At 66.0% G+C, this 12,585-nt stretch carries 9 protein-coding genes; 3 read left to right on the top strand and 6 right to left on the bottom strand.

The window, feature by feature from the left end:
• Positions 1-82: 82 nt before the first annotated feature.
• Positions 83-1,078, top strand: a complete 996-nt coding sequence (locus tag SM757_RS26825) for a Bug family tripartite tricarboxylate transporter substrate binding protein (RefSeq protein ID WP_322467732.1) — start codon at positions 83-85, stop codon at positions 1,076-1,078.
• Positions 1,079-1,148: 70 nt separating this feature from the next.
• On the opposite strand, the gene SM757_RS26820 is transcribed toward SM757_RS26825, so the two are convergent.
• From SM757_RS26820 to SM757_RS26795, 6 genes are all read right to left on the bottom strand, one after another.
• Complete coding sequence (locus SM757_RS26820) at positions 1,149-1,634, bottom strand: DUF2867 domain-containing protein (RefSeq protein ID WP_322467731.1); 486 nt, start codon at positions 1,632-1,634, stop codon at positions 1,149-1,151.
• Between the two features lie 423 nt (positions 1,635-2,057).
• Positions 2,058-2,837, bottom strand: coding sequence for an MOSC domain-containing protein (locus SM757_RS26815; RefSeq protein WP_322467730.1), 780 nt, complete (start codon positions 2,835-2,837; stop codon positions 2,058-2,060).
• Between the two features lie 266 nt (positions 2,838-3,103).
• Positions 3,104-5,131, bottom strand: coding sequence for a M3 family metallopeptidase (locus tag SM757_RS26810; protein WP_322467729.1), 2,028 nt, complete (start codon positions 5,129-5,131; stop codon positions 3,104-3,106).
• A gap of 128 nt (positions 5,132-5,259) precedes the next feature.
• Positions 5,260-6,123 (bottom strand): bifunctional methylenetetrahydrofolate dehydrogenase/methenyltetrahydrofolate cyclohydrolase FolD, encoded by an 864-nt coding sequence (folD, locus tag SM757_RS26805; protein ID WP_066338794.1) that lies wholly within the window; start codon positions 6,121-6,123, stop codon positions 5,260-5,262.
• A 77-nt stretch (positions 6,124-6,200) separates the two neighbouring features.
• Positions 6,201-6,836: a response regulator transcription factor gene (locus SM757_RS26800; RefSeq protein ID WP_066338791.1), complete on the bottom strand. Its 636-nt coding sequence runs from the start codon at positions 6,834-6,836 to the stop codon at positions 6,201-6,203.
• Positions 6,833-9,388 (bottom strand): PAS domain S-box protein, encoded by a 2,556-nt coding sequence (locus SM757_RS26795; RefSeq protein WP_322467728.1) that lies wholly within the window; start codon positions 9,386-9,388, stop codon positions 6,833-6,835. The genes SM757_RS26800 and SM757_RS26795 overlap by 4 nt, the downstream gene beginning before the upstream one ends.
• Positions 9,389-9,552: 164 nt before the next feature.
• On the opposite strand from SM757_RS26795, the gene aceE reads away from it, so the two are divergent.
• Together aceE and SM757_RS26785 are read left to right on the top strand one after the other, a co-directional pair.
• A complete protein-coding gene (aceE, locus tag SM757_RS26790; RefSeq protein WP_322467727.1) occupies positions 9,553-12,264 on the top strand; it encodes a pyruvate dehydrogenase (acetyl-transferring), homodimeric type in 2,712 nt (903 codons plus the stop codon).
• 38 nt (positions 12,265-12,302) lie between these two features.
• The coding region (locus SM757_RS26785) for a biotin/lipoyl-containing protein (RefSeq protein ID WP_322467726.1) at positions 12,303-12,585 on the top strand (283 nt) is incomplete at its 3' end.

Below are 12,585 nucleotides of genomic sequence, written 5' to 3'. Positions count from 1 at the left end.
GGGCACCGCCGTTTTCGCCCGCCGCCCATGCGTAATCGCCACAAGCCCAGGGTAAGTGCCGCTTCCTAGACTCGCGTGCTTGATGCAACGAGGTCTGGACATGGGGCTGGGGATACAGCCGATACGGCGCCGGCTGCTGCTGGCCGGTTTGACTGCGGCGGCGCTGGCGCCGGTGGCGGCGCGGGCGCAGGGCAATGGCGGGACGGCGCGTCCCATCCGCCTGGTGGTGAGCGCCACCAGCGGCGGCGACGTGCTGGCGCGCCAGCTGGCCGTGCAGCTCGGCCAGCAGTTGGGCGTGCCGGTGGTGGTGGAGCCGCGCGCGGGCGTGGTGGGCACGGAGTCGGTGGCACGCGCCGCGCCGGACGGCCACACGCTGCTGCTGGCCCACACGGGCACGCTGGCGCTGCAGGCGGCCGCCGCCGGGCGTCCGGCCACGGCCAAGGGGGGCGACTTCGTGGCCCTGGGCGCCGTCGCCAGCCTGCCGCTGGTGCTGCTGGTGCCCGCGGCCAGCCCCATGCACAGCGTGGCGGACCTGCTGCTGCATGCCCGCTTCGGCTCGCAGCGCCTGGCCTACGCTTCCACGGGCACGGCCAGCGTGGGCCACCTGGCGGGCGAGCTGCTGCAGGAGAGCGCCGGCATGAAGCTGCAGCACGTGCCCTACAAGGGGCAGGCGCAGGCGCTCACGGAACTGCTGTCGGCCCAAGTGGACTTGATGTTCAGCCCCTTGCCCGCGGCGCTGCCGCAAATAGAAGGCGGCAAGCTGCGCGCCCTGGCCGTGACGGGTGCGCGCCGCAGCGCGGTGCTGTCCTCCGTGCCCACCCTGGCCGAAGCCGGCGTGAAGGGCTACGACTGCGCGCCCATGTTCAGCGTGCTGGCCCCCCGCGCCACGCCGGCCGACGTCGCCGCGCCCCTGTCGGCCGCGCTGGCCAAGGTGATGGACAGCGCCCCGCTGCGCGACGCGCTGCGCCAGGAAGGCGCCGAAGCCGCACCTGCGTCAGGCGACGTGAATGTGCAGTTGCAGGCGGAGAGTGAGAAGTGGGGGAAGCTGTTGGCGAAGGCGGGGGTGCGGCCGGAGTGAATCACGGCCGAGTGGCCCGCACGGCCCCGCCCGGTATTTCAACCCGCCCGCGCCGCGAGTTTTGAAACCGTCACCGGTGCAATGACCTGGTGCGCCGGTTTGACGAAAACATGTAAACCCGCCCCATGGCATTGTGGACGTGGACCACGGTGGACACATAAACCACCGTCTGTCCCGCCAAGTTTTGCCTGGCGACCGAGACTTTGACGTCCAGGTGTTTATCTGTTTCGCCAAGAACGACTTCGTTCTCATGCACACCAAGCAATTTGAAAATACCGGCCTGGTCGCCAAGTTTGTAGGCGTGGGCGGGCTTGCTCCGGTCGATGCCGCTGAGCTTGCCGACGCTTTTCAATCCCAATTGCGCCACGATTTTGTTGCGCAAGTTCATCAGGAAATCAATCCATCCCGGCGTGCGAGACACCAGGTCCAGATAAAGCTCCAGCGGCGTTCTGGCATCCGGCGGTAGTTGGACGGCGTAGCAGTCGTGGAAATAGGTGGAGGGCAGGGAAGCGTAAAGGGCGCTGAAGGCCGGGGGATTGGTGGCTTGTGGTTTCATAGTGAGTATTTGGTGTAAAAAGCATGATTGGTGCAGTCGAGAAAAATTCACTCGAACCGCTTTCGATTTAAGTCAAATAAACTGCAGTATGAAGTCAGGATATCCCGGAGCATCCCGTGTAGACGTGTTTTGGCAGCCGGGTTAAGGCAAGCACGACAGGAATTTCAATGACAGGCAATTGTTCCAGCGGGCCTAAGTATGAATAACCTACCATCACTGAATCATCGAGAGCGTAAACATGAAGCCGCCCGCCGGGTGCCGAATAGCCCGGTCCTTGAACCAAGAAGTAATTCTCGGATGGGTTCTTGGACAGCGTAACCATGGTCAAGTTTTCAGCTAAAGCAGCCGGTATTTGCAGGCTCCGTTTCCAGCAATGCCACCACCGTTGCCACCCTGTCTGAATGCCATTTGCGGGCTAAGTTATCAAGTGGTCGAATCGACGTTCCCTGCCTTTTGCATCCACTTGGCCCTTTCCGTCAGGCGGCGCTGCCAGTCCGCAGCCAAGCCGGGAGCCGCTGCGAGGGCGATCAATTCGTCAAGGGCAGGGCGATGCGACAACTGAATTTTCCAGAAATCATCAATTGAAAAGCTGCCGGGCTGGCGTTCCAGCAATTCGATTTTGTCTCCGGCGGACATAAAGCCGGGTTCCAGAATTCTGTAGTACCAGCCGGTAATATGCTCTTTGGCGACGAACATGGACATGCGCTCGACGCCGAAGCGATGGTCGATTTTCCAGCAGGGGCTGCGGGGTTGAGAGACCTGGGCCACGACGCTGCCGATGCGGAAAATATCGCCGATGTGGACGTTTTTCTCAGTCAAGCCATGGGTTGAAATATTCTCACCTATGCTGCCTAGGAAAAAATCCTTAGCGATGTCCGGATACTGGGCAGCGAAGCGCTGGTAATTTTCTGAGGCGTAATGGTGAACCGCCTTTTCAGGCCCGCCATGGACTCTTTTATCGGCGTGTTCGTCACCCGTGATGCCGTTGAGGGTAACGGCGGCTTGGGAAAGAATTTGCTTCTTGAAAATGCCGCTTCGGTGCCCTTCCGGGCCAAGTATGCCTGTGCCGCCGGCAAACAGGGAATCAACAGTGGAGGAGAGGGCGGGTGTCATGGTTGAAGTTGTGATTGCGCTTGAACGGTATGGCGGCAGTGTAAACGGGCAAGCCTGCGTCAAGCGTGGCATGCTGAGTTGGATGTACATCAAGAAAATGTGTCCAGCACCGAACCAAAACACAGCAGAGCTGCGGCCATCATCAAGGCTGGTCTGAGCAGGCTGCGCTTTTTTGGCGTGGGCCGGATTCCTTCAGGAAGGTCCGGCTTCCATATTGTTCAAGGGTAAAGTGCTCAATGATATTGACGAAATTCAGCCTGATGGGGGCTGGAAACGCGATTAAAGGGATTGAGCCTCAAAGTCATAAAAAAGCCGGCTTTTCGGCCGGCTTTCATCGATCGAAGAAAGTGGAGGTATTACCCCGCCATCCCCTGATGCCTCAACAACGCGTCAATCTGCGGCTCCCGCCCCCGGAACGCCTTGAAGCTCTCCATGGCCGGCCGGCTCCCGCCAGCCTCCAGAATTTCCCGCCGCAAGCGCCGCCCCGTTTCCGTATCGAAAACCCCGGCCTCCTCAAACGCACTCCAGGCGTCGGCGCTCAATACTTCAGCCCACTTGTAGCTGTAATACCCCGCCGAATATCCACCGGCGAAGATGTGCGAGAAGGCGTGCTGGAAGCGGTTGAAGGCGGGCGGAATCAGCACGGCGACTTCCTCGCGCACTTCGTCCAGCACCTTCTGAATGCGCCCTGGTGCGTCGGCCTCGGAGTGGATGCGCATGTCGAACAGCGCGAATTCCACCTGCCGCAGCGTCGCCATGCCGCTCTGGAAATTCTTGGCGGCCATCATCTTGTCGAACAGGGCGCGGGGCAGGGGCTCGCCCGTGTCCACGTGCGCGGTCAGGCGCTGCACCACTTCCCATTCCCAGGCGAAGTTCTCCATGAACTGGCTGGGCAGCTCCACCGCGTCCCACTCCACGCCGGAGATGCCGGAGACACCCAGGTCCGCCACCTGCGTCAGCATGTGGTGCAGGCCGTGGCCGAATTCGTGGAAGAGGGTGTTGACGTCGTCGTGCGTCAGCAGCGCGGGCTTGTCGCCCACCGGCGGCGCGAAGTTGCACACCAGGTGCGCCACGGGCGTCTGCAAACCACCCTCGGGGCGCTGCCAGCGGCCGCGCACGTCGTCCATCCAGGCGCCGGGGCGCTTGCCCTGGCGCGCATACGGGTCCAGGTAGAACTGGGCGATCAGCTCGCCGCCGCGTTCCACGCGGAAGAAGCGCACGTCGGGGTTCCACAGCGGTGCGGTGTCGGGGCGGATGGCCACCTCGAACAGCGTCTCGATGATGCGGAACAGGCCCTCCAGCACCTTGGGCTCGGTGAAGTACTGCTTCACCTCCTGGTCGCTGAAGGCGTAACGGGCTTCCTTGAGCTTCTCGCTGGCGAAGGCGACGTCCCAGGCCTGCAGGTCGGCCAGGCCCAGCTCCTTGGCGGCGAAGTCGCGCAGCTCCTGCAAATCCTTCTCGGCGAAGGGGCGGGCGCGGCGGGCGAGGTCGCGCAGGAAATCGACCACCTGCTGCGGGCTGTCGGCCATCTTGGGCACCAGGGACAGCTCCGCGAAGCTCTTGTAGCCCAGCAGCTCGGCCTCTTCCTGGCGCAGTTGCAGGATTTCCGTCATCAGCGCGCTGTTGTCGCGCTCGGCATCGCCCAGCTCGCTCGCGCGCGTGGCGTAGGCCGTGTAGAGCTGGCGGCGCGTCTCGCGGTGGGTGCCGTACTGCATCACCGGGAAGTAGCTCGGGAAGTGCAGCGTGATCTTGTAGCCGTCCTTGCCCTCGGCCTGCGCGGCGGCGCGGGCGGCGGCCTTGCTGTCCGCGGGCACGCCGGCGAGCTGTTCCTCCGTGGCGTAGAGGGCGAACTTGTCGGTGGCGTCCAGCACGTGCTCGCTGTACTTCTGCGACAGCTCGGCGGCGCGCTCCTGGATCTGCGCAAAGCGCTCCTTGGCCGCGCCCTGCAGCTCGGCGCCGGAGAGCACGAAGTCGCGCATGGCGTTGGAGAGGGCCTTGCGCCGCGCCGGGTTGAGCTTCTCGGCGGCGGGGCTGGCGGCGATGGCCTTGTACTTGGCGTACAGGCGCTCGTCCGCGCCCAGGCGCGTATAGAACTCCGTGACCTTGGGCAGGTTCTCGTTGTAGGCCGCGCGCAACTCCGGCGTGTCGGCCACGTGGTTCAGGTGGCCCACCGCGCCCCAGGAGCGGCCCAGGCGTTCGGTGGCCACGTCCAGCACGGCCGACATCGCGTCGTAGTCGGCCGCCACGTCCGGCCCCACCGCGCGCTCCAGCGCGGTGCCAGCCTGCGCCAGCAGCTCATCGACCGCCGGGCTCACGTGCTCGGGGCGTATGCGGTCGAAGGCCGGCAGCTCGGAGGAAGGGGTGTCGAGAAGCGGGTTGGTCATGGGCAGGTCAGGCGGTCTGTGAAACCGCTCAGGTGGTGGCGAAGGGGGTCAACACAACCCATCCAGGCCCAACGCGAACCGCCCGCCACGCGGGCCCAACCTGCTGCTCTCGACTGAAGTGCGGCGGATCAGGCTGCCGCGGCGGCGGCCACGCGCTCGGCGGCCTCGACGGTGTTGACCAGCAGCATTGTGATCGTCATCGGACCCACCCCACCCGGCACCGGGGTGATGGCGGAGGCGACTTCGCGCACGCCTTCGAAATCCACGTCGCCGCAGAGCTTGCCCTCGTCATTGCGGTTCATGCCCACGTCGATGACGACGGCGCCGGGCTTGACCATGTCGGCCGTCAGCACGTTGCGCTTGCCCACGGCGGCCACCACGATGTCGGCCTGCCGCGTGTGGTAGGCCAGGTCCGGCGTGCCGCTGTGGCACACGGTCACCGTGGCGTTGGCCTGCAGCAGCAGCATGGCCATGGGCTTGCCCACGATGTTGCTGCGGCCGATCACGACGGCGTGCTTGCCGCGCGGGTTGCAGCCGATGGCCTGCAGCATCTTCATGCAGCCGTAGGGCGTGCAGGGCTTGAAGCCTTCCTGGCCCACCATCAGCGCGCCGGCGCTGGCCACGTGAAAGCCGTCCACGTCCTTCACCGGGGAGATGGTCTCGATGACCTTGTGCGCGTCGATGTGCGCGGGCAGCGGGAGCTGCACCAGGATGCCATGGATGGATGCGTCCTCATTCAAGGCGCGCACGCGGGCCAGCAGCTCCTGCTCGGTCATGCTGGCCGGGTACTGCTCCAGCACCGAGTGCAGCCCGGTGTCGTGGCAGGCCTTGACCTTGTTGCGCACGTAGACCTGCGAGGCCGGGTTGTCGCCCACCAGGATGACGGCCAGCCCCGGCGTGTGGCCGGCAGCGCTCAGCGCGGCGGCGCGCTGGGCCAGCTCGGTGCGGATCTGGCGGGAGAGGGCGACGCCGTCGATCAGCTGCGCGGTCATGGTGGGGAACTCCTGAAAAACGTGGTGAAGAAAGCAAAAAGGGCCGCTCAGCGCGGCCCCTGGGGATGTGGCGGCGCTTAGGCCGTCTTGCTGTGCGCGGCGCCGGCGCCCAGCGCGATCTTGAGCAGGTCGGCCACCGTGTTGGCGTTGAGCTTTTCCATGATGTTGGCGCGGTGCGCCTCCACCGTCTTGATGCTGATGCCCAGGTCGTCGGCGATCTGCTTGTTCAGCCGCCCGGCCACGATGCGCTCCAGCACCTGGCTCTCGCGCGTGGTCAGGCGCGACAGCAGCGCGTCGCGGCTGGCCTGCTCCTGGTGCTGGCTGAAGGTGCTGCGCGCCTGGTCGAGCATGCGCTCCACCAGCGACAGCAGCTCCTCTTCCTTGAAGGGCTTCTCGATGAAGTCCATCGCGCCCTTCTTCATGGTCGTCACGGCCATGGGCACGTCGCCGTGGCCGGTGACGAAGACCACGGGCAGCGGGCTGCGGCGCTCCAGCAGCCGGTCCTGCAACTCCAGGCCGCTCATGCCTTCCATGCGGATGTCGGCGATCAGGCAGGCCACTTCACGCGGGTCGAAGCGGGAGAGGAACGATTCCGCCGAGTCGAAGCACTTGACGCGGTAGTCCTTGCCCTCCAACAGCCACTGCAGCGAATCGCGCACCGCTTCGTCATCGTCCACGACGTACACGGTGCCTTTCTTGGGGATCAGGCTCATGGGCTGGTTGTCTCGGTCGTTGAGTTGGAATCAGCAGCGGGAGCCGCCGGCTCGATGCGGGCGCCCGGCTCCACCGGCAAGGTGAACGAAAAACGGCATCCCACGACTGCAGGCCCATTGTAAATGTTCTCCGCGCGCATCCGGCCGCGGTGCGACTCGATGATGGAGCGGCACAAGGACAGGCCGATGCCCAGCCCTTCGGCCTTGGTCGAGAAGAAGGCTTCGAACAGGCGCTTGAGCACTTCCTCCTTCATGCCCGGGCCCTTGTCGGTGACGCTGAACTCGATCACGCCGCCTTCCTCGGCCGTGTGCTTGGGCACCACGCGCAGCTCGATGTGGCGGCGCGCCGGCGCCAGCTTGGCCATGTCTATGGCCTCGGCGGCGTTCTTGAGCAGGTTGAGCACGACCTGCTCAATGAGGATGGGGTCCACCATCAGCGTGGGCAGCCGCTGCGCGACGTAGGTGTGTATCTGCACGTGGCGCCGGCGCAGCTCGATGCCGGCGAGGTCCACGGCGTCCTCCACGATGGCGCGGGCCTGCGCGGCCTGGCGCTGGGGCTCGCTCTTTTTCACGAAGGCGCGGATGCGGTGGATGATCTGCCCGGCGCGCTCGGCCTGGCGGGCGGTCTTCCTGAGCGCCGCGATCAGGTCCTCCTTGGCGATGGCGTCGGCCTCCACGCGCGAGACCATGCCGCTGCAGTAGTTGGCGATGGCCGTGAGCGGCTGGTTGAGCTCGTGCGCCACGGAGCTGGCCATCTCGCCCATGGTCACCAGGCGGCTGGTGACCTGCGCCTTCTCGGCCTGCAGCCGCTGCTGCTCCTCGGCCTGGTGGCGGGCGGTGATGTCGGTGGCGATGAGCATCTGCGCCAGGCGGCCGTCGGTCCACTGCAGGTAGCGCGAGCGCACGTCGAACCACTTCTGCAGCGACTCGATGTAGACCTCGCGCGGGTCGGAGCCGGCCTGCGTGAGCTCCTGCACGGGCAGGCCGCCGAAGGTGTCCACCACGTCCTCCACCGCACCTGGCTGCGGCGGCGAGCCCGCCAGCAGCGCGTGGCCGCGGGCGTCGGCGCCGAACCACAGGCGGTAGGAGCGGTTGGCGAAGAGCAGCTCGGCCTGCTCCACGGAGAGCACGGAGACGGCCGCGTCCAGCCCTTCCAGCACGGTGGTGAAGCGCTCGTGCGAGGCGGAGAGCTGGTCGCGGATGCGCTTGGCCTCGGTGATGTTGGTCATCGAGGTCATCCAGCCCGTCTGCTGGCCCTTGGGGTCGATCAGCGGGGAGACGTACATGCGCGCGTCGAACATCTGCCCGTCCTTGCGCATGACCTTCACTTCCACGCCGCCGGCAGGGCTGCGGCCCTGCAATTCCTGCCGCAGCAGCCGGGCGTTTTCGTCCAGCCTGTCGGGCGGCCAGTGCGGGTAGGGCGGGCGCCGGTCGATGAGCTCGGTTTCGGAGAAGCCGGTCATGGCGCAGAAGGCCGGGTTGACGTAGGTGATGCGCCCCTGCAGGTCCATGGCCCGCATGCCGGTGAGCATGGAGTTCTCCATGGCGCGGCGGAAATTGGTCTCCTGGATGAGGGCGTTCTGTATCTGCGTGCGCCGGCGCATGTGGCGCCAGGCGCCCAGCAGCATCCAGACGGTGAGCACGGACAGGGCCACCACCATCCAGAACAGCGTGTTGCTGATCAGGCCTATGGAGGTGCGCCAGCCCTGGCCGCGCAGCACCAGGCCCGTGCCCGCGGGCGTGAGCGGCACGTCGTGGACGATGGCCGCGCGCTTGGCGCTGCCGCTGCCGCCGGTGGTGGCCGGGCCGCCGCCGTTGCCCGCGAGCTCGTTGCCGGCCTCGTCGAGCACGGAGATGGCGTGGCGGCGCGTGACCTCGGCGGGCACCAGCAGCCGCTCCAGCGCCTGCACCGAGTACTCGGCCACGAGGGCGCCGACGAAGCCGTTGCGGTCTATGAGCGGCACGTAGACCTGGAACACCGGCACGCCGGCGGTGTTGCCGAACGCGCGCGAGTACACCGGCGCCTGCAGGTCGCGCGCGGTGCTGAAGGCCCTCTCGGGCTCGCTGCGGCGGCCTTCCATGGGCAGCGAGGGGTCGTCGCCGCCGTGGCGCACGGCGGTGTCCATCCCCGGCGACTGCCACTGGCCCTGCAATTGCCGGCGCGGCGTGAGCCACAGCAGTTGCGTCAATTCCGGGCGCTCGGCGGCAAAGCTGCGCGCCTGGCCTTCGAAGCCGCGGCTGTCCACGGTGCGCGTGGCCAGCTCGCGGGCAAGGCGCAGCAGTTGCTCCTGGCTGTCGATGAGCCTGAGCTGTATCTGCTGCTGCGCGATCTCGGTGTCGCGCTTGAGGGAGTCGGTCTCGCGCTCTATCTCTTCGTTGCGCAGGTACCAGAAGGCCGAGATGATGGCCGCGAGAAAAAGCAGCACGGACACCAGCGGGCCGACGGTGACGAAGCGGTCCTGGCGTGCAGGCGACTGGCTTCGCCACCAGTGGCCAAACAGGCGCCGGCGCACGGCCGGCGCGGGCCTGGGAGGAGAGAGCGGGGCAGACATCGGCCGAATTATCAAGGCCCTGGAGAGGGGTCCACCACGCTGTTTCATGGCGCAGCGCAGCATTGATTCCGCATTATGAAAATGCAACGCACTATTTGAAAAATAAAAGCCTTGTGCGACACTTCGCCACCCTTCAGCCAGACACCCCTAAAGAGGAGACCCCCATGTCGGCATTGCCTGAAAAGTTCGCCGGTGCAGCGGCGGCCAATGACCAGGACCCGCAGGAAACGCGCGAGTGGCTGGACGCCCTGTCCGCCGTGATCGAAAGCGAAGGCCGCGACCGCGGCCACTTCCTGCTGGAGCAGTTGCTGGAGCACGCGCGCCAGAACAGCATCGACATGCCCTTCTCGGCAACGACGGGCTACGTCAACACCATCGAGCCGCAGGAAGAAGAGCGCTGCCCGGGCAATCTCGAGATCGAGGAGCGCCTGCGCGCCTACATGCGCTGGAACGCCATGGCCATGGTCGTGCGCGCCAACCGCCACAACCCCGCCGACGGCGGCGACCTGGGCGGCCACATCTCCAGCTTCGCCTCGCTGGCGACCATGCTGGGTGCGGGCTTCAACCACTTCTGGCATGCCGCCACGCCCGAGCACGGCGGCGACCTGCTCTACATCCAGGGCCACTCGGCGCCCGGCATCTACGCCCGCGCCTACCTGGAAGGCCGCATCACCGAAGAGCAACTGCTGAACTTCCGCCAGGAAGTGGACGGGCAGGGCCTCTCCAGCTATCCGCACCCCAAGCTGATGCCGGAGTTCTGGCAGTTCCCCACGGTGTCCATGGGCCTGGGCCCCTTGATGGCCATCTACCAGGCGCGCTTCCTGAAGTACCTGCACGCCCGCGGCATCGCCGACACCTCCAAGCGCAAGGTCTGGGTGTTCCTGGGCGACGGCGAGATGGACGAGCCCGAGAGCCTGGGCGCCATCGGCCTGGCGGCCCGCGAGAAGCTGGACAACCTCATCTTCGTCGTCAACTGCAACTTGCAGCGCCTGGATGGCCCGGTGCGCGGCAACGGCAAGATCGTGCAGGAGCTCGAAGGCGAGTTCCGCGGCGCGGGCTGGAACGTGATCAAGCTGCTGTGGGGCGGCTACTGGGACCCGCTGCTGGCGCGCGACAAGGAAGGCATCCTCAAGAAGGTCATGATGGACACCCTGGACGGTGACTATCAGGCCATGAAGGCCAACGACGGCGCGTTCGTGCGCAAGAACTTCTTCGGCCGCCATCCCAAGCTGCTGGAGATGGTGTCCAAGATGAGCGACGAGGACATCTGGCGCCTGCAGCGCGGCGGCCACGACCCGCAAAAGGTGTTCGCCGCCTACCACCGCGCCGTCAACACGACGGGCCAGCCCACCGTGCTGCTGATCAAGACCGTCAAGGGCTACGGCATGGGCAAGATCGGCGAGGGCAAGAACACCGCGCACCAGACGAAGAAGATGGCCGAGGACGACATCCGGGCCATGCGCGACCGCTTCAACATCCCCATCCCCGACGACAAGCTGGCGGACGTGCCGTTCTACAAGCCCTCCGACGACATGCCGGAGATGAAGTACCTGCACGAGCGCCGCAAGGCCCTGGGCGGCTACCTGCCCGCACGCCGTCCCAAGGCCGAGGAATCGCTCACCGTGCCGCCGCTGGAGACCTTCAAGGCGGTGCTGGAGCCCACGGCCGAAGGCCGCGAGATCAGCACCACGCAGGCCTACGTGCGCTTCCTGACGCAACTGCTGCGCGACAAGGAAGTCGGCCCGCGCGCCGTGCCCATCCTGGTGGACGAGGCCCGCACCTTCGGCATGGAAGGCCTGTTCCGCCAGATCGGCATCTACAACCCCGCTGGCCAGCTGTACACCCCGGTCGATAAGGACCAGGTCATGTACTACAAGGAGGACAAGGGCGGCCAGATCCTGCAGGAAGGCATCAACGAGGCCGGCGGCATGGCCTCCTGGATCGCCGCGGCCACCTCGTATGCGACGAACAACCGCATCATGGTGCCGTTCTTCGTGTACTACTCGATGTTTGGTTTCCAGCGCATCGGCGACCTGGCCTGGGCGGCCGGCGACATGCAGGCGCGCGGCTTCCTGCTGGGCGGCACCTCCGGGCGCACCACGCTCAACGGCGAGGGCCTGCAGCACGAGGACGGCCACAGCCACATCCTGGCCGGCACCATCCCCAACTGCGTGAGCTACGACCCGACCTTCGCGCACGAAGTGGGCGTGATCCTGCACCACGGCCTGAAGCGCATGGTGGAGAAGCAGGACAACGTCTTCTACTACATCACGCTGCTCAACGAGAACTACCCCATGCCCGGCCTGAAGGCGGGCACGGAGGAGCAGATCATCAAGGGCATGTACCTGCTGGAAGAGGCGCCTGCCGAAGCCAAGGTCACCGTGAACCTGCTGGGCAGCGGCACCATCCTGCGCGAGTCCATGGAAGCCAAGAAGCTGCTGGAAGCCGATTGGGGCGTGGGCGCCAACGTGTGGAGCTGCCCGAGCTTCAACGAGCTGGCGCGCGACGGCCAGGACGCCGAGCGCTTCAACCTGCTGCACCCGACCGAGACGCCGCGCGTGGCCTACGTCACCGAGCAGCTCGGCGCGCACGCCGGCCCCGTGGTGGCCTCCACCGACTACATGAAGAACTACGCGGAGCAGATCCGCGCCTTCATCCCCAAGGGCCGCAGCTACAAGGTGCTGGGCACGGATGGTTTCGGCCGCAGCGACTTCCGCTTCAAGCTGCGCGAGCACTTCGAGGTGAACCGCCACTACGTGGTCGTGGCCGCGCTCAAGGCCCTGGCCGACGAGGGCGTGCTGCCGGCGCGCACCGTGGCTGACGCCATCGCCAAGTACGGCATCAAGGCCGACAAGATCAACCCGCTGTACGCCTGACCCGGGCGCGCCTCACAACAAAAACGGAGATATTCGCCATGGCATTGGTGGATGTGATGGTCCCGGATATCGGTGACTTCAAGGAAGTTGCCGTCATCGAAGTGCTGGTCAAGCCCGGCGACACGGTCAAGGCCGAGCAGAGCCTGATCACGGTGGAGAGCGACAAGGCCTCCATGGAGATTCCCTCGTCGCATGCCGGCGTGGTGAAGGAGCTGCTGATCAAGATCGGCGACAAGGTGAGCGAAGGCTCGCTGGTGCTGCGCGTGGAGACGGCCGGCGAGGCCGCCGCCCCGGCGCCGGCCGCCGCCTGTCTCTTATACA

It is taken from the genome of Azohydromonas lata, from assembly GCF_034427735.1.
In the GTDB taxonomy this organism is placed as follows: Bacteria; Pseudomonadota; Gammaproteobacteria; order Burkholderiales; family Burkholderiaceae_C; genus Azohydromonas; species Azohydromonas lata.
Note: the sequence above shows the minus strand (reverse complement) of the source record. Positions and strands in the feature narration are given on the sequence as shown.

What these genes read in the sequence shown, in the direction of transcription:
- SM757_RS26825 (WP_322467732.1), top strand. Translation starts at nt 83, where the DNA reads ATGCAACGAGGTCTGGACATGGGGCTGGGGATACAGCCGATACGGCGC.
- SM757_RS26820 (WP_322467731.1), bottom strand. Translation starts at nt 1,634, where the DNA reads ATGAAACCACAAGCCACCAATCCCCCGGCCTTCAGCGCCCTTTACGCT.
- SM757_RS26815 (WP_322467730.1), bottom strand. Translation starts at nt 2,837, where the DNA reads ATGTACATCCAACTCAGCATGCCACGCTTGACGCAGGCTTGCCCGTTT.
- SM757_RS26810 (WP_322467729.1), bottom strand. Translation starts at nt 5,131, where the DNA reads ATGACCAACCCGCTTCTCGACACCCCTTCCTCCGAGCTGCCGGCCTTC.
- folD (WP_066338794.1), bottom strand. Translation starts at nt 6,123, where the DNA reads ATGACCGCGCAGCTGATCGACGGCGTCGCCCTCTCCCGCCAGATCCGC.
- SM757_RS26800 (WP_066338791.1), bottom strand. Translation starts at nt 6,836, where the DNA reads ATGAGCCTGATCCCCAAGAAAGGCACCGTGTACGTCGTGGACGATGAC.
- SM757_RS26795 (WP_322467728.1), bottom strand. Translation starts at nt 9,388, where the DNA reads ATGTCTGCCCCGCTCTCTCCTCCCAGGCCCGCGCCGGCCGTGCGCCGG.
- aceE (WP_322467727.1), top strand. Translation starts at nt 9,553, where the DNA reads ATGTCGGCATTGCCTGAAAAGTTCGCCGGTGCAGCGGCGGCCAATGAC.